The organism is Vibrio sp. S457-15 (genome assembly GCF_000960545.1).
GTDB classification, from domain to species: Bacteria; Pseudomonadota; Gammaproteobacteria; order Enterobacterales; family Vibrionaceae; genus Vibrio; species Vibrio parahaemolyticus.
This window is the reverse complement of sequence record NZ_JYOQ01000114.1, coordinates 164,318-184,352: the sequence shown is the minus strand read 5'-3', so window position 1 is coordinate 184,352 and position 20,035 is coordinate 164,318. Positions and strand designations below refer to the sequence as shown.

Here is a 20,035-nt window from a genome sequence, read left to right as displayed (position 1 = left end):
AGCCACTTGGCTAGCCAGATTTTCATCCAACGAATTTCTTAGGGGCTCAACTCCTATTCTTCGAGCGTCATGGAATAAGAGTTGAGCTTTTATCCCCCAATAGCTAAAGGTACTCTACGAATGTCTCGTACTATTATGCTTATCCCTGCAAGTGCTGGTGTTGGTCTAACTAGCGTAAGCATGGGTGTTCTTCGCGCAATGGAGCGCAAAGGCGTTAAGGTTTCTTTCTACAAACCAATTTCTCAACCACGTTCTGGTGGTGATCAACCTGACCTGACTTCTACTATCGTTGGCCACAACAGCGATATGAAGATCGGTGAACCTATGGCGATGTCTGTTGCTGAGAGCCTGATCGGTAACGACAACATGGACGAGCTACTAGAAACTGTTGTTGAGCGTTACAACCAAATCAATAAAGATGCGGATGTAACACTTATCGAAGGTCTAGTACCAACTCGTAAGCACCCATTCGCTAACCAAGTGAACGCTGAAATCGCAGCAACACTTGGCGCAGAAATTGTTCTAGTGGCTACTCCAGGCACTGATAACCCAGCTCAACTTAAAGAGCGCATCGAAGTAGCATGTTCTAACTTCGGCGGTACTAAGAACAAAAACATCTCTGGCGTTATCATCAACAAGCTAAACGCACCTGTTGACGAAGCTGGCCGTACTCGCCCTGACCTATCTGAAATCTTTGACGATGCAGACAGCGCGAAGCAAAACGAAATGAAAGTGATGGAAATCTTCAACACTTCTCCAATTCGTGTACTAGGTTGCGTGCCATGGAGCATCGATCTTATTGCTACTCGTGCAATCGACATGGCGAAGCACCTGAAAGCAGATATCATCAACGAAGGTGACATCAACACTCGTCGCATCAAGAGCATCACGTTCTGTGCACGTTCTCTGCCAAACATGATTGAGCACTTCAAACCAGGTTCTCTACTTGTTACTTCTGCAGACCGTCCAGACGTAATCGTTGCAGCTTCTCTAGCGGCAATGAACGGCGTTGATATCGGTGCTGTACTGCTAACTGGCGGTTACGACATCCCACGTGAGATCGAAGGTCTATGTAAGCCAGCATTCGAAACTGGTCTACCTATCTTCAAAGCACAAGGTAACACTTGGCAGACTTCTCTAAACCTACAGAGCTTCAGCATTGAAGTACCTGCAGACGACAAAGAGCGTATCGAGTTCATTAACGAGCACGTTGCTGGTCACATCGACGGTAACTGGATCGAGTCAATGACGGAAGGTACTCAAAAATCTCGTCGTCTAAGCCCACCAGCGTTCCGTTACCAGTTAACTGAACTTGCTCGTAAAGCAGGTAAGCGCATCGTTCTTCCTGAAGGTGATGAGCCACGTACAGTGAAAGCAGCGGCTATCTGTGCAGAGCGCGGCATTGCAGAATGTGTGCTTCTAGGTAACCCAGCAGAAATCAAACGCGTTGCAGCGCAGCAAGGTGTTGAGCTAGGTGCTGGCGTTCAAATCATCGACGCTGATGCTATTCGCGAAAACTACGTTGCTCGTCTAGTTGAGCTACGTGGCGCGAAAGGTATGACTGAAGTTGTAGCTCGTGAGAAACTACAAGATTCAGTATTCCTTGGCACAATGATGCTTGAGAACAACGAAGTTGACGGCCTAGTTTCTGGTGCTGTTCACACTACGGCGAACACTATCGTTCCTCCGTTCCAGATCATCAAGACTGCACCTAACGCGTCTATCGTATCTTCAGTATTCTTCATGCTTCTGCCTGATCAAGTACTGGTATACGGTGACTGTGCAATCAACCCAGATCCAACAGCTGAACAGCTTGCTGAAATCGCTATTCAATCTGCTGACTCTGCAGCAGCATTCGGTATCGAACCACGCGTTGCAATGATCTCTTACTCTACTGGTGAATCTGGTAAGGGTGCAGACGTTGATAAAGTACGTGAAGCAACAAAACTGGCTCAAGAGAAACGTCCTGATCTTATCATCGACGGTCCTCTACAGTACGACGCTGCGATCATGGAAAACGTTGCTGCTTCTAAAGCACCAAACTCTCCAGTTGCAGGTAAAGCGACAGTATTCGTATTCCCAGACCTAAACACTGGTAACACGACTTACAAAGCGGTACAACGTTCAGCAGACCTAGTATCTATCGGTCCAATGCTGCAAGGTATGCGCAAGCCAGTAAACGACTTGTCTCGTGGCGCGCTAGTAGACGATATCGTGTACACCATCGCTCTAACAGCAATCCAAGCAACTCAAGAACAGAAGTAATTCTTTTCTCTGCTTGAATGAATAGTCAAAGCCCTCGATTCGTCGAGGGCTTTTTTGTTGTTCAAGACACACGGTTTAGAAAACAGATACTCAATACAAGACAAAGAACATCAGTGCCCCAACGGCAACACATCCCACCATCACAGGCGCGACCCTAAGCCATAATTTTTTGTCTCCTATCGCGACAACCATACTCATCTTAACAATGGTATTGACCGATGCCGCAATTAAGATACCCAGTGCGGCGGTGGTTACGCTCAATATTTGGATGCTCTGACGACCGAGCGCCAAGGAAATCGCGTCTACATCCGTAATCCCTGAAAGGGCCGATAAAATTAAGACACCTGCATTACCGAACCACTCAGCTAGCGCATGTGACAGCAGCATAATCACCGCCAGCATCATCCCAAAAAACAGCGCCGATTGCAGTGCGAGTGGGTTGCTCTGTTTGTTCGATTGTTCGATCTGTTCCACTTCACTCCGCCGCCATATCCACCAAGCAGGCAAATACAGCGCCGCCATCATGGCCATCACAATCGGCCATAGTAACGAGACAAGTTGAGGATTAATCACAAACAGAATAATCAACAGCCGAGGAAACATGGTGCCGCAACTCAAGAGTATGCCACTAGCAAGCAATGGGCTGATATTGGCTTGCTCCCGAGAAAGATGGGAAAATTGCAGTGTTAACGCCGTCGAAGAACTTAAACCTGCAAAAATGGAGGTGAACAATATGCCACGTTTCGCCCCACCGATTTTGATTGCGAAATAGCCCACAAACGAAATACTGGCAATCAATACGACCATCCACCAAATCTCGTAAGGGTTAAGAGCGTTCCAAGGGCCATAGGATTGATTTGGAAGAAGCGGCAATAACACGATGGAGATAATCAGCAACCGGAGCGCTGCATCTAGCTCGTATTCCTGTAATTTTTGCAACGCTTGGTGAAGTTCTCGTTTGTTGTCGAGCACCACTGCGGTAATCACAGCAGCAGATGCCGCAAGCACCGCTTCTCCCGACACAGCTAAACTGCCCAACACAAACGTCACCAACAAGCTAACCACGCCAGTAATACTGATATCGCGACTCTTCTTCTGCTGCATGACAAACGCGATACACGCCAATATCACCAACGCAATCAAGGCAAAACCAAGCAATAAAGGAGAATAGAGATCCGCAAGAATCGCGACAAGACCACCAAGTAACCCGACAAGAGAGAACGTACGAATACCAGCAACACGACTACCTTCAACACTATTTCGCATCACCCAGCCGCGCTGTGTCCCGATAATCGCACCCAATAGCAAGGCAATAAGCAGATTCCAGATAAGATGCTCGCCAGTCGCAAACTCGTTGATATCCATGCATCACCCCGTTAAAAAGCGGTTGTCATATCATTAGTTTATTTGAATATTGGTAAGAAGCTGTGACGACAAGAAGATAATCTGAAACTGGCCACCGTTCCTGCCTTACCAGCGGGTCTTGTTCTAGCTTTTAACTATCACCAGAGCTCAATAATACGGAGCGATTTTCCCTCTCCCGTTCAATTTATCGGCATTATTTTCATATCATCTGAACTTTCTTACGAGAAACTACGTAACGAAGATGGAATGCAATTACGCAATCTCACACATAAGTAAGGAATACATATGAACAACTCCATCAACAACTCATTCCTAAAGTTTGGTTTAGCTGCATGTCTGTTCAGTTTTTCTGCGTTTAGTTTTTCCTCCCCAAGTATTGAAGGCGCAGATCAAGATATGTCCGCGGGCACGGTAACGGCAAAAATGGCTCATGCTAACGAAAACGGGTGGATGGTTGTACACCGAACAGACGAATCGATGAAGCCAGGCCCCGTGATCGGCTATGCTCCGCTTAAAATGGGACAAAATGAGAACGTGAATGCAATTTTGATGGAACCGGTTGAGTCTGGTGACATGCTGATGCTAATGGTCCACGGAGAAAAAGGTGGAATGAAGACGGGCGTATTTGAGTATTCACTCGGAGCCAAAGAAGATGGTCCAGTAAAAGTTGACGGTAAGTTGGTGATGGACATCGTCCGCGCTAAATAAGACGAGCATATATTTAAAAATTGCCCCTCTAGCTCCCAGTACTTAGCGTGAATAAAAGCCCTTAACAACGCAGTTCGTCGTTAAGGGCTTTTGTATTGGATGAACCGTTACAAACTAACCGATCATTTCTCTTTGGTGAGGAGAACTAAAGTCTAAATCAGGCCCTTTAGGCACCACTTGCGTTGGATTAATCCCTGTGTGACTGAAGTAATAATGGCGCTTAATATGATAGAAATCGGTGGTATCGGCGATACCATCAATCTGATACAACTCTTTCAGATAACCCTGAATATTGACGTAATCGGCAATGCGTTGTTTATTACACTTGAAGTGCCCAACGTACACTGCATCAAAACGCACTAACGTGGTGAACAAACGCCAATCGGCTTCCGTAATTTTATTGCCTGCTAGATAGCGATGGGTCGCCAGATGACCATCAATTTTATCTAAGGCCGAAAACAATGATTCAAAAGCCTCTTCATACGCTTCTTGCGAAGTAGCAAAACCGCAACGGTACACCCCATTATTCACGTTTGGATAAATGTAATCATTCCATTCATTAATCACACCGCGTAGTGGCTCGGGATAATAATCGTCATGATTGCCCGTGAGATCGTTAAATGCGGAGTTAAACATACGAATGATCTCTGACGATTCATTCGACACGATGGTGTTGGTCTTTTTGTCCCACAAAACTGGCACCGTAACACGCCCTGTGTAGTCGGGTTTCGCTTGAGTGTAGATTTGGTGCATACGTGTATGACCAAACAGTGGCTCGGGTAAACCCATTTGCCAACCTTGACTGAGCATATCAGGGCAAACAACCGTCACATCAATGTGTGGCTCTAGACCTTTCAACATACGGAAGATAAGCGTTCGATGTGCCCAAGGGCACGCGAGAGAAACATACAAATGGTAACGGCCAGATTCTGGTTGGAATACCGCCTCTGAATCATTTTTAATCCAGTCACGAAATCCAGCGTCTTCACGAACGAACTTCCCGCCATTCGCTTTTGTGTCATACCACACATCGTGCCATACGCCTTCGACCAACTTACCCATGATTGCTCTCCTATTTCTTATGTCTCCCTTTATATTAGAGATTCATAAGAAACAGAAAATCATCACGCTTAGGACATCTTGTTCAAGAAATTCGAATGAGCATTGCAATTCATGTTCAAAGAAAGTGAGCATAAAAAAAGCGCGACCCTATTAAAAGGAATCGCGCTTAAGCCCGTCACAGGCTGAATTTACTTAACCTAACATTTGGTTGGTTACACGCTCACGTGAATACAAGAGACTGCGTGAATGTCTGTACCTTCAATCGTAGGTTTGGTTTTTGCACACTCTTCTGTCGCTTGAGGGCAACGAGTACGGAACACACAACCTGAAGGAGGATTGATTGGTGATGGCAGATCCCCTTCCAACATTTGGATGGTTTTATTGCGTTCTAACTCTGGGTCTGGGATTGGAACCGCCGACATCAGCGCACGCGTATAAGGGTGCTTAGGGTCTGCAAATAGCGCATCCGCTTCGCCTAACTCTACCGCGTTACCCAAATACATCACGAGAACACGATCAGAGATATGTTTCACCACTGACAAATCGTGCGCAATAAACACCAAAGAAAGTCCTAGCTCTTTTTGCAACTCTTTCAGAAGGTTAACGACTTGAGCCTGAATAGAAACATCCAGTGCCGATACTGGTTCGTCACAGATGATCATCTTAGGCTTAAGAATAAGCGCACGCGCAATACCGATACGCTGACACTGACCGCCTGAGAATTCGTGCGGGTAACGGTTGATTACGTTTGGCAATAGACCAACTTTCGCCATCATCTCTTTAACGCGGTCTTTCACTTCTTGCTTAGACAGTTCTGGGTAGAACGTTTCTAGCGGCTCAGCGATGATGTCGCCAACCGTCATACGCGGGTTAAGAGAAGCCAAAGGATCTTGGAAAATCATCTGGATTTCTTTACGCGTTTCACGGCGCTGTACATCTTTCATTTTGGTGAGGTCTTGGCCCAACCAAACCACTTCGCCATCGGTCGCTTCAACAAGTCCAATGATGGCACGTGCGAAGGTCGATTTACCACAACCCGACTCACCTACTACGCCAAGCGTTTCCCCTTCGTAGAGGCGCACATTTACGCCATCTACCGCTTTTAGGCTGGAAGGTTTTGACCAAGGCCACGCTGATTTTGATGCGATGCTGAAGTGAACTTTCAGATCAGATACATCCAGAATTAACTTTTTATCTGCGCTCATTTGTTCCAAGCCTCCCATTCAGAAAAACATGCACGCTGACGACCATCACCAAATGGCGTCAAGATTGGTGCTTCACGCTTACAGCGGTCCATCACACGATGACAACGCTCTTGGTAAGGGCAGCCCGGTGGTAGACGCAGTAAGTTTGGTGGATTGCCAGGAATGGTTGGCAGAATTTCGCCTTCTGTATCCAGACGAGGGATCGCCTTTAACAGACCTTCCGCATAAGGGTGGCTTGGGTTGTAGAAAATTTCGTTTACGTTGCCGTACTCCATCGTACGACCTGCGTACATCACAAGCACTTTGTCACATGAACCAGCAACAACACCTAGGTCGTGGGTGATCATAATGATTGCCGTGTTGAACTCGGATTTCAGCTCGTTCAACAAGTCCATGATCTGTGCCTGAACGGTTACGTCCAACGCGGTTGTTGGTTCATCAGCAATAAGCAGTTTAGGACGGCACAATAGCGCCATCGCAATCATTACACGCTGACGCATACCGCCTGAAAATTCATGCGGATACATGGTGATACGTTTGCGAGCTTCAGGGATTTTTACCGCTTCAAGCATGCGAACAGATTCTTCAAACGCTTCTGACTTGCCCATGCCTTTATGCAGCATCAACACTTCCATCAGTTGATCGCTCACTTTCATGTATGGGTTTAGCGAGGTCATCGGATCTTGGAAGATCATCGCGATCTGTTCTGCACGAACTTTGTTCAGCTCTTTTTCTGGAAGGTTAAGAATTTCTCGACCTTCAAATTTCGCACTGCCTGAGATCTTGCCGTTTTTCGCCAGTAGACCCATGATTGCGAATACAGTTTGTGATTTACCTGAACCAGATTCACCCACGATACCGAGAGTTTCGCCCTGCTTCAGAGAGAAGTTCAAATCGTTTACTGCGGTTACGATACCATCTTGGGTGGTAAATTCGACACGCAGATCTTTGACATCTAATAAGCTCATCATTGCTTCCTTAATCTTATCTTTTAATTATCTGTCTTTTGGATCCAGCGCGTCGCGCAGGCCGTCACCAACGTAGTTGAAGCAGAATAGAGTCACAACCATGAACGCCGCTGGGAATGCCAACTGCCAAATTGCTACTTCCATTGTCTGTGCACCTTCTTGTAGAAGTGCGCCCCAACTTGTCATTGGTTCCTGAACACCAAGACCAAGGAATGATAGGAATGATTCGGTCAGAATCATGCTCGGAATTAGAAGCGTAGAGTAAACCGCTACAATACCTAATACGTTCGGTACAATATGGCGAGTAATGATCTTCCAATTACTTACACCACAAACATGCGCCGCTTCGATGAACTCTTTACTACGTAGGCTGAGTGTCTGACCACGTACGATACGCGCCATATCCAACCAGGCGATTGCACCAATCGCAACGAAGATAAGAATGATGTTACGGCCGAAGAAGGTAACAAGTACGATAACTAGGAACATGAACGGTACAGCGTACAAGATTTCTAGAATACGCATCATAATGCGGTCAACTTTACCGCCAATGAAGCCAGAAGCCGCACCGTAAAGTGTACCAATCAATACCGCTACGAATGCACCCATCACGCCAACCATTAGCGAGATACGGCCGCCGATTAGAGTACGCACGTACAAATCTCGACCAAGACTGTCGGTACCAAACCAGTGTTCAGAGTTTGGCGCAACGTGCATTGCATACCAGTCAGTATCGTCAAAAGCATAAGGAGCGATCATCGGCAGAACAATTACCGCCAACGTCATTAAAACAAGAATAAATAAGCTCACCATCGCCGCTTTGTTACGCATAAAGCGGATACGAGCATCTTGCCAAAGACTGCGACCTTCAATCTCTAAGTTCTCAGAGAATTTTTCAATCGCTTCTAGGTTTTCTTTTTTCGTCAACATAACCAAACTTCCCTGTTAGTAGCGAATTTTCGGGTCAATCATTGCAAGTAGAATATCTACAATCGCGTTGAATAAGATAAATAGGAAACCAATCAGAATGGTTACACCCATTACTAGCGAGTAGTCACGGTTAAATGCAGCGTTAACGAATAGCTTACCGATGCCCGGCAAACCAAAGATGGTTTCGATAACAACAGAACCCGTGATGATGCCTACGAAAGCAGGACCCATGTAAGAAACAACAGGAAGAAGTGCTGGTTTGAGAGCATGTTTGATGATGATGTAACGGTAACTCAGACCTTTAGCACGAGCGGTGCGGATAAAGTTACTGTTTAGTGTCTCAATCATTGAACCGCGAGTAATACGGGCAAACGTTGCAACGTAAAGTAATGACATACCAATAACCGGCAACACTAAAAACTGCCAGCTACCATCTTGCCAACCACCCGCAGGGAAAATGTGCCAATGTAGAGAGAATAGGTAAATCAGAGCTGGTGCCAATACGAACGACGGCATAACCACACCAAGCATCGCGGTCGACATTATGGTGTAGTCAACCCACGTATTCTGCTTGAGAGCCGCTATCGTCCCGACCGTCACGCCCATGATCAACGTAAAGATGAAGGCGATAAAACCCACTTTCGCTGACACTGGCAGAGCAACGGCGATCAACTCGTTTACGGTGTAATCTAGGTATTTAAACGATGGACCAAAATCACCTTGCAGAACGTTGGTCAAATACGTTGTGTATTGCTCGAATACTGGCTTATCAAGGCCGTATTTCGCTTCAATGTTCGCCATAACTTCTGGCGGTAGTGGACGTTCTGTCGAGAAAGGGTTTCCCGGTGCAAAACGCATAAGAAAGAAAGATACGGTGATCAAAACCAACATTGTTGGGATCGCCTCAAATATCCTTTTTGCGATGAATTTAAGCATAAACTCACTCTTTCAGTCTGTGACAATTTAAATGAAAAAGAATAGTCCGATTTATTTTGGACTGAACATAGGCGCTACATGCAATTTCTCACATGCAGAGCCTAATTTTTATAGTTCTATCTGATTGAAGATTTACTCAGTGATGTAGAGATCTTTAGAGTAGATCTTTTCTTCCGCGTTGTTTGATGGGAAGCCACCCACTTTCGTAGATAGTAGACGTGATTTCACGTACTGGTAGATAGGTGCAATTGGCATATCCTTCGCCATTAGCTTCTCAGCTTCTAGGTAAAGCGCCTGACGCTCTTCGTTTGACGTAGAGCTGAACGCTTTATTCATAATTGCATCATATTCTTTGCTGTCGTAGTGAATACCACCAGTGGTGTTGTTGCTCATCATTAGAGTCAAGAATGACGAAGCTTCGTTGTAGTCACCACACCAACCAGCACGAGCAACTTCGAAGTTACCTGAGTCTTTTGTTGATAGGTATGTTTTCCACTCTTGGTTTTCTAGCGTTACATCTAGACCAAGTGTTTTCTTCCACATAGAGCCTAGAGCAACCGCAATTTTCTTGTGGTTCTCAGACGTGTTGTAAAGAAGGTTAAACTTAAGTGGATTATCTGCGCCGTAGCCTGCTTCTTCCAATAAACGCGCCGCTTCTGCGTTACGCTCTTCTTGCGTCATTTTGCCGTAAGCAGGAATTTCTGGGTTGAAACCTGCTGTGATTTCTGGCGTTAGGAAGTAAGCTGGTTTTTGACCTTGAGCTAAAATCGCATCAGTTACGATGTTACGGTCAATCGCGTAAGAGATAGCTTGACGAACACGTACATCATCAAACGGAGCTTTCTTCGTGTTGAAGATGTAGTAGTAAGTACATAGGTTACCCGTCACAGATACTTCTTGTGGGTGCTCTTTCTTCAGACGCTTGAAGTGCTCTGTTGGCAGTTCGTTCGTGAAGTCGATTTCACCCGCTAGGAAGCGGTTCATTTCTGCAACTTGGTTTTCAATCGGTAGGAAAGTAACTTTCTCTAGTGTGGTGTTTTCGTTGTCCCAGTATTGCTCGTTACGCTTCAATACTAGACGCTCGTTCACAACCCAGTTGTCAACAACATAAGCACCGTTACCAACAAAGTTCTCTGGCTTCGTCCATTGATCGCCGAACTTCTCTACTGTCGCTTGGTGAACAGGCTTCACTGTTGTGTGGCCCATCATCATCACGAAGTAAGGTACAGCTGTATCTAGCTCTACCACTAGAGTGTGGTCATCCACAGCTTTAACACCCAGCTCGCTCTTGTCTTTTTTGCCAGCAACGATGTCTTTCGCATTCTTCATCTTGGTGTATTCCATGTACCAAGCGTATGGAGAAGCCGTTGCAGGGTCGACAGCACGTTGGAAACTGTAAACGAAGTCACCTGCTGTTACAGGATCGCCGTTTGACCATTTCGCGTCTTTGCGTAGGTGGAAAGTGTATGTTTTGTTGTCTTCAGTTTCCCAAGACTCTGCAACACCTGGGATAGTGTTACCGTCTGCGTCTTGGTTTACTAGGCCTTCAAGTAGATCGCGAATCACGTGAGATTCAGGAACACCTTGAGATTTGTGAGGGTCTATTGTCGCAACTTCTGTACCGTTACCACGCACCAATTCTTGAACTGCTGCTAGTTTCGGTTCTGAAGAATCAGTTTTTGCTTCTGGTGCAGGTGCCGGCTGAGCCGCCTGTTTTTCTTCTGGCTTATTGTCGCCACAACCCGCTAGGGCAAGAGAAAGACCAGCACCAATAAATAAAGCGCGCGTGATTTTATTCTTATACATGCGTAAAACTCCAAGTTTTTTCGTTAGCATCCATGACTTCTCTATAAGGGACTGGAACGGTCAGCGTTTTAGATTTTTTTAGTGCACTTTCTGAGCACAAAAGCCTAAAACCTTACAGAGACTGCGGCACACATTAGCAATCATTGAAGTAATTTGCCATAAAAATGTAGCAAAAAAACTAATAATTCTGTAATAACCGCACATATCTAGCAATAAACTCCAATACAAAAGCATTCACTAGTAAAATGAAGACTGTAACTGACATTTAGCAGCCAAAACTTTCGATTACTCTGAATTTAAACTATTTGATAGCATCTTATGCTAGATATTCGCATATCATTTAACATTTGTGACAAACGAAGTCTAACAAATAATCGTTTATATATTGCTCGATATTTTTTATTGTGAACAATATCACCGAGATAAAACACGGGTGTTTTCGAAGATAAGAATCGCAGTATTGAACCGTTTCAATATGGTTGAACAAATAGCGAAATACAAAAAAAGCTAAGTGCGATTAACACTTAGCTTTTTATTCTTTGTCAAAACGAGTAGCTGGTTCTATTTTTCCCAGCGCTGCGCTGCTTGATGATCGGTGTCGCGCGATTCAATCCAACGATCTTCGTTAGTTGTGCGCTCTTTTTTCCAAAACGGTGCTTTGGTTTTCAGGTAGTCCATAATGAACTCGCACGCATCAAATGCCGCGCCGCGGTGCGCACTGGAAACGCCCACAAATACAATTTGGTCGCCGCTGTCCATATCACCCACACGGTGAATCACACGCACGCCAAGCAGTGGCCAGCGAGCTTCCGCTTCATCACAAATATCGCTCAAGCTCTTTTCCGTCATCCCCGGATAATGCTCTAGGTGCAAGCCAATCACGTTGTCACCAAGGTTCATATCTCTGACTTTACCGATAAAGGTCACGACCGCACCAGCAGCAGTACCTTCCGACAAGCGTTGATATTCTTGATTAACAGAAAAGTCTTCAACTTGTACAGAAACACGAGGATCCATCTTAGCCTCCCGTTACTGGTGGAAAAAACGCGACTTCGTCACCCGCTTTTACTTGTGTATCCAGTGGGACGATCGATTGGTTCACTGCAGCAAGCAGCTTGCCTGGCTCAAGCGCCAAATCCCACTTGCCTGCTTTTTCTGCGCCCGCTTCGACAAGATGTGCGCGAACGGCTTCGACCGTATCAAACTGGTCGTCCAAATCAACGCTGTCGATACCCACTAGCTCGCGGGTTTGAGCAAAGAAAAGTACTTTAATCATGATTCCGCCTTGAAATGTCCAGATTTGCCACCCGTCTTCTCTAATAGACGAACTTGACCAATGACCATGTCTTTTTGTACTGCTTTACACATATCGTAAATCGTTAGTGCAGCAACAGAAGCTGCAGTGAGCGCTTCCATTTCGACACCAGTTTTACCCGCAAGTTTACATACAGACTCGATGCGAACTTTGTTTTCTGCTTCGATAGCTTCCAGTTGAACTTCAACTTTAGAAAGTAGTAGCGGATGACAAAGTGGAATCAAATCCCATGTTTTCTTCGCTGCTTGAATACCAGCAATACGAGCCGTTGCGAACACATCACCTTTGTGGTGCTGGCCAGAGACAATAAGTTGCAAGGTTTCTGGAGCCATGTGTACAAATGCTTCAGCGCGAGCTTCACGCACGGTTTCTGCTTTTGCAGACACATCGACCATGTTCGCTTCGCCAGATGCATTAATGTGTGTAAATTGGGTCATTGTTTTTCCTTCGCTTTTAGGAAAGGTTATACAGATAGGTGTGGCATGAAGTTACAAGGGCGATGACTTGCATCCAACTGCTGTTTAATAATTTTTGTCCAGCCTGTACGACACGCACCCGTTGAACCTGGCATTGCGAAGATCACGGTGTGGTTAGCAAAACCTGCAATCGCACGAGACTGAATAGTAGACGTACCGATCTCTTCATACGACACCATACGGAACAACTCACCAAAGCCTTCAACTTCTTTATCAAATAGAGGCTTAAGTGCTTCTGGCGTGCTATCGCGTGAGGTAAAACCTGTACCGCCAGTGATCATGATAGCTTGGACGTTTTCATCGGCAATCCATTGAGAAACGATCGCGCGGATCTTGTACATGTCATCAATAACGATTTGTTTGTCTACTACGTTGTGACCCGCTTCTTGAGCGTGTTCAACAAGGTAACGACCAGAGGTATCGTTTTCTTCAGTACGTGTGTCAGATACCGTTAGAACGGCAATATTTGCAGGTTGAAATTTGCTTTCAGCGTGACCCATTTGTTCACCTATTCTCTAAATTAGCTTTGATACGCTTGGTATCGATTCGGAAAAAGTTAGAGCCAGCTTAGCACCAAGCTCTCTCTAAAAATTGAATAAAGTTAGCCGCCGATAGACGCAAGATGCGGCGTCATACCAGTATTGCCATCGTGTAAGAAGTGGCTTACGGACTTTGTTTGCAGCTGCGATTGGATACGTTCAATCAACTCGTTTTCTTGGTCATCACGCTCCAACAAATCACGCAGTTCCACGCCATGTTCACCAAACAAACAAAGGTGCAGCTTACCCAGCGCAGAAACACGCAGACGGTTACAGCTTTCACAAAAGTCTTTTTCATACGGCATGATAAGACCAATTTCACCTTTGTAATCTGGGTGAACAAACACCTGAGCGGGGCCATCATTGTGCGAACGCACTTTCAGTAACCAGCCGTTCGCAATCAGTTGATTACGAATCGCAACACCAGAAACATGATGCTTTGAAAAGAGGTCATCCATCTCGCCCGTTTGCATTAGCTCAATAAAGCGCAATTGGATTGGACGGTCTTTGATCCAGTTAAGAAATGCGGGTAGCTCGTGATGGTTCAGATCTTTCATCAACACCACATTAACTTTGACCTGCTCATAACCGACTTCGAACGCACGCTCGATACCATTCATGACTTCGGTGAACTTATTTTCACCCGTAATCTGATGGAACATTCGAGGGTCGAGGCTATCTACACTCACGTTGATGTTTGTTAAACCGGCTTCACGCCAGTCTGCAACTTGCTTCGCCATTCTGTAGCCGTTGGTCGTCGTCGCCACCTTTTTGATGCCTGGCGTCGTTGCGACAGAATGAATGATGTCAGTGAAATCTTTGCGCAAGCTTGGCTCACCGCCAGTAATGCGCACTTTTGACGTGCCACAATCAGCAAACGCTTTTACGACCCGTTTGATTTCAGGAAGAGATAAAAAAGACGAGTTTTTGTTGCCCGATGGTTTATAACCATCAGGAAGGCAATAGGTACATTTGAAATTACATACGTCGGTCACAGACAGACGCAAGTAATAAAACTTACGATGAAATTTGTCTTCGAATTGTTGCGCCACGGAACACCTTTCCAAACACGGGAGGCATGGCCATTTCCAATCATGCCCTTGTGACAGTATGTCACTGGCTCAAAATGCTTATCCTCGGACTTAGCATAGTGAGCTCGGAGTTATGGCAACCAGAGGGATAACCCCTGATAGCTTTGCGGTGTAAAATACTTAATATTTGTAATGGAATCCAGACTTGAGTGATAAAAAACTCTCTAGAGACACAAATTACCGCTTAGTGAGTACCGTTAGGACACTCATTAAGTTAAATTGTAGCCGTTTTTTACAACATTATTAGAAGAACGTAATGAATATCTATACGGATAAGAAAGTGGTCGCTGTTGGCGGTGGTCATGGCTTAGGTCGAATGTTAGCCGCTTTAAAAGACTTTGGCAGCAATGCTACGGGCATTGTTGCCACAACCGACAATGGTGGTTCAACTGGGCGTATTCGTCACTGCCAAGGTGGCATCGCTTGGGGAGACACCAGAAACTGCATCAACCAGCTAATCACTGAACCATCTATCAGTTCGATGATGTTCGAATACCGCTTTAAAGGTACGGGAGAGCTAGACGGCCACAACCTTGGCAATTTGATGCTAACAGCATTGGATAACTTGTCGGTTCGACCGCTGGATGCAATCAATCTGATCCGAAACATGCTTAAGGTTGATGTCAATATTCTGCCAATGTCAGAGCACCCTTCGGATTTGTCTGCGCTTTCAGTGAACGGTCAATGGGTCACAGGTGAAACCAATGTGGATGAGATGGAAACCGACTTACGTCGCTTAGATCTTTCACCAGAAGTTCCAGCCACTAAAGAAGCCGTTACTGCTCTGGCAGAAGCCGATGCAATCATTCTTGGCCCAGGCAGTTTCCTCACCAGTATTATGCCGCCACTGTTATTGCCTGAGCTGGGCAAAGCCATTGCAGCAAACCGAAAAGCGAAGGTGATATTCGTTGCTAACCTCAGCCCTGAATACGGCCCAGCAGGTCGAATGTCGATGGCGCAAAAGCTGGAATGGTGTGAACGTGCGTGCCAAGGACGAAGAATCGATGTCGTCCTTGCCGAAGAAACGGACCAGAAAGTGTTGGAACAATGGAACGTCGTTACCGAATCATTAGCCTCAACCAACCGAGATTGGCGTCACGACCGAGATAAGTTGAAAGCAGCGATAGAAAACCAACTACTCACTAAGTAGCCACTTGAGACTGCCAACGTTGATACGACAAAGCCCTTCCAATATGGAAGGGCTTTGTGTTTAAAAAGTAAAGGCTTTATTGAGTCCAAGAGCGATACGCGTCGCGTGTTTCATTCAAGCGTTCAAGCATAGTGTGAACCTCACTACCCTGTTCAACTAACTCACCAGATTTGGCTTTTTTATCGATAGACATCGCTAACTCACACAAACTGTCGGCTCCGAAACTCGCAGCACTGCTTTTTAGCGCATGGCTGATCTCTTTCAAATACACTAAGCGCTCTGAACCTTCTAACTGCGACAAGTTGTCGATGTACGTATCCATCTCACCCAAAAAAATATCGAGCAAAACAGGCACGTTATCACTGCCGATTTCCATCGACAGTTCATCTATTTTTTGTTGATTCAATATCGTCATGCTTACACCTTCTGCCGCTCTTCTTTACCATTCCATGCTTGTAGTTTGCGGTAAATCGTTGACGGACTGACATCAAGATACCCAGCGGCTCTTGGAATATTACCGTCACACGCCTCAATCGCTTGTTCAATCGCCATTTTCTCTGTCATCCATAGCGGCATGATCTCTGAAACAGTCATCGCTTTTGGCTCAATCAGTTTAGATACAGATGGCCTATCTAACGGCTGATTCAGCGGCGGTGGCAACATATCTAACGTAATTTCTTTGCCGTTGTTGAGCACCACGATATTACGCAATACGTTTTGTAGTTGTCGGACGTTACCCGGCCACTCATAACTGTTAAAGCGATCAATCACTTCTTGAGAAAAGCGGACAAAGTTTTTGCCCTCTTCGTGGGACATGTAGCCTAACAGTGAGTACGCAATTTCAATCACATCTTCACCACGTTCGCGAAGAGGCGGAAGATGCAAAGGAATCACGTATAAACGGTAGTATAAGTCTTCGCGGAAACGTCCTTCTTTAACTTCTTTCCAAGGGTCTCGGTTGGTCGCGCAAACGAAACGCACGTCCACACTCTTCATTTTTGAAGAGCCCACTTTCTGGAACGTACCGGTTTGGATGAATCGCAATAATTTGGTTTGTAAGTCCAAATCCATTTCACACAATTCATCGAGGAACAACGTGCCACCATCGGCTAACTCAGCGGCACCTTGACGGTCATTTGCCGCACCAGTAAATGCCCCTTTTACGTGACCAAATAGTTCACTTTCAATTAAGTCTTTAGGTATGGCTGCACAGTTGATGGCAATAAACGGCTTATCACCACGTTTGCTTGCAGCGTGGATGGCTTCTGCGCATACCTCTTTACCCGTACCACTTTCACCAGTAATAAAGATACTCGCTTTACTGCTAGCGGCAGAGTCAATGGTGCGATAGACCTGCTGCATGGTTTGGCTGCTGCCGATAAAACCTTGGTAATTCTGATTACCCGGATTATCTGCTTCATTTTTTAGCTTAGTTGCTTTGCGAATTGCGTTGTTGACCGTAACACGCAGACGGTCTGCTTCACACGGTTTGATCAAAAAGTCTTGAGAGCCATGACGCATCGCTTCTACCGCTGTATCGATAGAGCCATGAGCCGTCATGAAAATGATCGGCACATCTGGATGACTCTTTTTAACGGCGTGCAAAACATCCATCCCCGTCATATCAGGCAGACGAAGATCGAGAAGAATAAGATCTGGAATTCGATGATTGAGACTTTCAATGGCATCTCTACCAGTACCGACAATATTAATGTCGATCCCTAACGGCGTGAGGTACGAGCGGTATAACGCCGCAACCGATGCTGTATCCTCAACCATCAGAAGGTAACGAGATTTTTGGCCTTCAGTTTTTTGTTGCATAACCTAGCTAATATTTTGTTGTGTTTTAAACAATAATCGCATTACGCTTTGCATTTTGCAAATAACATTAGCAAAGTTACGGTTAATGATAATAGAATCAAAAACGATATCAATAGGTTAAAAAGTGGCATAAAGCATGCTGATATATTAGCGACCCCTCGGGTCACCTAGCCAACTGACGTTGTTAGTGAACGATATGTTCACAAAACAAGCCAATAGACCCGACTGCCTATTGGCTTCTTTTTTTGCCTATTCCAAGTATCTCTTTAGAAACAGCTTTTCGTGTTAACTAGCTATTCGCGATGAATTGCGCACGCAGTTTTTCTATTTCATCACGCTTCTCAGCCGCAAGCTCGAATTCCAGATCCTGAGCATGTTGGTACATCGCCGCTTCTAGTCGACTGATTTCCTTCTCCAATTGTTGTGGAGACATCACTTCGTAAGTTTGAGATGGTTCAGCGACTTTAGACAGTGGCACTTGCTTAGTATTGCGTTGACGTTTGGACTTAGTAATGTCGCCCAACTCCATAATATCCTTGATATTACGTTTTAGCGCTTGCGGCGTAATGCCCATTTTCTCGTTGTACGCTTGCTGCTTCTCACGACGACGATTGGTTTCATCCATCGCTTTTTTCATCGATTTTGTAATGCTATCCGCATAGAGAATCGCTTTACCCTCAATGTTTCGCGCAGCACGACCTATCGTCTGAATGAGTGAACGTTCTGAACGCAAGAAACCTTCTTTGTCGGCATCCAAAATTGCCACCAGCGAGACTTCCGGCATATCCAAACCTTCTCGAAGCAAGTTGATACCCACTAAGACATCGAACTCACCTAAGCGCAAGTCTCGAATGATCTCGACGCGCTCTACCGTGTCGATGTCGGAGTGAAGATAACGAACACGAACATCATGCTCATGCAGATATTCCGTTAAATCTTCCGCCATTCGTTTGGTCAGAGTCGTAACAAGAACACGTTCCTCTTTGGCGGCACGAATACGAATTTCAGACAACAGATCATCGACCTGAGTCGCGACTGGTCGAACTTCGAGTATTGGATCCAGCAAACCGGTAGGACGCACGACTTGATCCGCAATTTCACCTGCCGATTTCTCTAGCTCATAATTGCCCGGCGTTGCCGAGACGAAAATAGTTTGCGGAGCAAGAGATTCAAATTCTTCAAATTTTAGAGGACGGTTGTCCAACGCCGATGGTAAGCGGAAACCAAACTCAACCAGAGTTTCTTTACGTGAACGGTCACCTTTATACATCGCACCAATCTGCGGTACAGTCACGTGGGACTCATCGATGATAAGTAAACCATCATGAGGCAAGTAATCGAACAAGGTTGGAGGCGGCTCGCCCTCAGAACGACCACTGAGATAACGTGAGTAGTTTTCGATACCAGAACAGAAACCAAGCTCATTCATCATCTCTATATCAAACTGTGTACGCTGGCTAATGCGCTGCTCTTCTATTAGCTTGTTGTTCTCTAGTAATTGTTTCTTGCGTACTTCGAGCTCTACTTTGATGCTTTCTATCGCTTCGAGAATACGGTCGCGGGGCGTCACGTAGTGCGTTTTCGGGTAAATCGTGTAACGCGGCAAATCTCTTTGTTTCACGACACCCGTCAATGGGTCGAACACACTGATGCAATCCACTTCATCATCAAACATTTCAACACGGACAGCATCTTGGTCAGACTCAGCTGGGAATATGTCGATCACTTCGCCGCGAACACGGAACTGACCGCGTTCAAAAGCGACATCATTACGCGAGTATTGGAGTTCCGCTAGGCGACGAAGCATGTCACGCTGATCGATCACGTCACCACGGCGTAAGTGCAGCATCATCTGTAAATACGACTCGGGATCACCCAAACCATAAATGGCCGAGACAGAAGCGACGATAATGGCATCTTTTCGTTCGAGTAAAGCTTTGGTGGCAGACAAACGCATTTGCTCAATGTGAGCGTTCACTGACGCATCTTTTTCAATAAAGGTGTCAGTTGTAGGCACGTACGCTTCTGGTTGATAATAGTCGTAGTAAGACACAAAATACTCGACCGCATTGTTAGGAAAGAACGATTTCATTTCCCCATACAACTGAGCCGCGAGGGTTTTATTTGGCGCCAGTAAAATTGCAGGACGCTGTGCTTGAGCAATCACATTCGCTAGCGTGAACGTTTTACCAGAACCCGTTACACCTAAAAGCGTCTGATGCGCCAACCCCGCATCTAAGCCTTCTAATAATTGCTTAATCGCGGTTGGCTGGTCACCTGATGGTTGATACTCAGAGACCAGTTCATAAACTTTACTCATACCCTTCCTCAATCTTTACTGCCTTTACTACGTTAGGCTGTGTTACCACTTCTGCGCTGTATATATATACACCTTAGT

18 protein-coding genes and 1 riboswitch are annotated in these 20,035 nt (G+C 45.6%); of the genes, 3 read left to right on the top strand and 15 right to left on the bottom strand.

All coding sequences use genetic code 11. The annotated features are described in order from the left end of the window. Positions 1-120 precede the first annotated feature (120 nt). Complete coding sequence (pta, locus tag UF05_RS09825; RefSeq protein ID WP_005461502.1) at positions 121-2,265, top strand: phosphate acetyltransferase; 2,145 nt, start codon at positions 121-123, stop codon at positions 2,263-2,265. 90 nt (positions 2,266-2,355) lie between these two features. On the opposite strand, the gene UF05_RS09820 is transcribed toward pta, so the two are convergent. After that, the gene (locus tag UF05_RS09820) at positions 2,356-3,630 is read right to left on the bottom strand and encodes an MgtC/SapB family protein (protein WP_020838701.1); all 1,275 of its coding nucleotides are present in this window, start codon (positions 3,628-3,630) and stop codon (positions 2,356-2,358) included. 285 nt (positions 3,631-3,915) lie between these two features. On the opposite strand from UF05_RS09820, the gene UF05_RS09815 reads away from it, so the two are divergent. Then, positions 3,916-4,338, top strand: a complete 423-nt coding sequence (locus UF05_RS09815; RefSeq protein WP_024700307.1) for a DUF7282 domain-containing protein — start codon at positions 3,916-3,918, stop codon at positions 4,336-4,338. A gap of 114 nt (positions 4,339-4,452) precedes the next feature. On the opposite strand, the gene UF05_RS09810 is transcribed toward UF05_RS09815, so the two are convergent. The 11 genes from UF05_RS09810 to moaA form a co-directional block, all read right to left on the bottom strand. Continuing rightward, the gene (locus UF05_RS09810; protein ID WP_029829328.1) at positions 4,453-5,400 is read right to left on the bottom strand and encodes a glutathione S-transferase family protein; all 948 of its coding nucleotides are present in this window, start codon (positions 5,398-5,400) and stop codon (positions 4,453-4,455) included. A 212-nt stretch (positions 5,401-5,612) separates the two neighbouring features. Then, the gene (gene oppF / locus UF05_RS09805) at positions 5,613-6,605 is read right to left on the bottom strand and encodes a murein tripeptide/oligopeptide ABC transporter ATP binding protein OppF (RefSeq protein ID WP_017447834.1); all 993 of its coding nucleotides are present in this window, start codon (positions 6,603-6,605) and stop codon (positions 5,613-5,615) included. Further along, positions 6,602-7,573: an ABC transporter ATP-binding protein gene (locus tag UF05_RS09800; protein ID WP_005482402.1), complete on the bottom strand. Its 972-nt coding sequence runs from the start codon at positions 7,571-7,573 to the stop codon at positions 6,602-6,604. Before UF05_RS09800 ends, oppF begins: the two co-directional genes overlap by 4 nt. 27 nt (positions 7,574-7,600) lie before the next feature. Further along, positions 7,601-8,503, bottom strand: coding sequence for an oligopeptide ABC transporter permease OppC (oppC, locus tag UF05_RS09795; RefSeq protein WP_005482423.1), 903 nt, complete (start codon positions 8,501-8,503; stop codon positions 7,601-7,603). A gap of 15 nt (positions 8,504-8,518) precedes the next feature. Beyond that, positions 8,519-9,439 carry an oligopeptide ABC transporter permease OppB gene (gene oppB / locus UF05_RS09790; RefSeq protein WP_005461536.1) on the bottom strand — a complete coding sequence of 307 codons (921 nt, stop codon included), beginning with the start codon at positions 9,437-9,439 and terminating at the stop codon, positions 8,519-8,521. Between the two features lie 132 nt (positions 9,440-9,571). Next, a complete protein-coding gene (locus UF05_RS09785; RefSeq protein WP_005461499.1) occupies positions 9,572-11,245 on the bottom strand; it encodes an ABC transporter substrate-binding protein in 1,674 nt (557 codons plus the stop codon). Positions 11,246-11,806: 561 nt separating this feature from the next. After that, positions 11,807-12,262 (bottom strand): molybdopterin synthase catalytic subunit MoaE, encoded by a 456-nt coding sequence (gene moaE, locus UF05_RS09780; protein WP_045545721.1) that lies wholly within the window; start codon positions 12,260-12,262, stop codon positions 11,807-11,809. A gap of 1 nt (position 12,263) precedes the next feature. Beyond that, complete coding sequence (gene moaD / locus UF05_RS09775) at positions 12,264-12,521, bottom strand: molybdopterin synthase sulfur carrier subunit (RefSeq protein WP_021484877.1); 258 nt, start codon at positions 12,519-12,521, stop codon at positions 12,264-12,266. Continuing rightward, positions 12,518-12,997 (bottom strand): cyclic pyranopterin monophosphate synthase MoaC, encoded by a 480-nt coding sequence (moaC, locus tag UF05_RS09770; RefSeq protein WP_005461493.1) that lies wholly within the window; start codon positions 12,995-12,997, stop codon positions 12,518-12,520. Before moaC ends, moaD begins: the two co-directional genes overlap by 4 nt. Before the next feature lie 26 nt (positions 12,998-13,023). Continuing rightward, positions 13,024-13,536: a molybdenum cofactor biosynthesis protein B gene (gene moaB / locus UF05_RS09765; protein ID WP_005461494.1), complete on the bottom strand. Its 513-nt coding sequence runs from the start codon at positions 13,534-13,536 to the stop codon at positions 13,024-13,026. A 101-nt stretch (positions 13,537-13,637) separates the two neighbouring features. Then, complete coding sequence (gene moaA, locus UF05_RS09760) at positions 13,638-14,627, bottom strand: GTP 3',8-cyclase MoaA (RefSeq protein WP_005461510.1); 990 nt, start codon at positions 14,625-14,627, stop codon at positions 13,638-13,640. Next, positions 14,616-14,749: riboswitch (molybdenum cofactor riboswitch) on the bottom strand. It overlaps the preceding gene by 12 nt. A 173-nt stretch (positions 14,750-14,922) precedes the next feature. On the opposite strand from moaA, the gene UF05_RS09755 reads away from it, so the two are divergent. Then, complete coding sequence (locus UF05_RS09755) at positions 14,923-15,816, top strand: YvcK family protein (protein WP_005494500.1); 894 nt, start codon at positions 14,923-14,925, stop codon at positions 15,814-15,816. Positions 15,817-15,892: 76 nt separating this feature from the next. Here UF05_RS09755 and luxU read toward each other — a convergent pair whose 3' ends face one another. From luxU to uvrB, 3 genes are all read right to left on the bottom strand, one after another. Then, positions 15,893-16,231 carry a quorum-sensing phosphorelay protein LuxU gene (gene luxU / locus UF05_RS09750; RefSeq protein WP_005494498.1) on the bottom strand — a complete coding sequence of 113 codons (339 nt, stop codon included), beginning with the start codon at positions 16,229-16,231 and terminating at the stop codon, positions 15,893-15,895. 2 nt (positions 16,232-16,233) lie between these two features. After that, positions 16,234-17,637: a quorum-sensing sigma-54 dependent transcriptional regulator LuxO gene (gene luxO / locus UF05_RS09745; protein WP_045545720.1), complete on the bottom strand. Its 1,404-nt coding sequence runs from the start codon at positions 17,635-17,637 to the stop codon at positions 16,234-16,236. Positions 17,638-17,926: 289 nt separating this feature from the next. After that, entirely contained in the window at positions 17,927-19,957 is a 2,031-nt protein-coding gene (uvrB, locus tag UF05_RS09740) for an excinuclease ABC subunit UvrB (RefSeq protein WP_005494496.1), read from the bottom strand. Between the last annotated feature and the right edge of the window lie 78 nt (positions 19,958-20,035).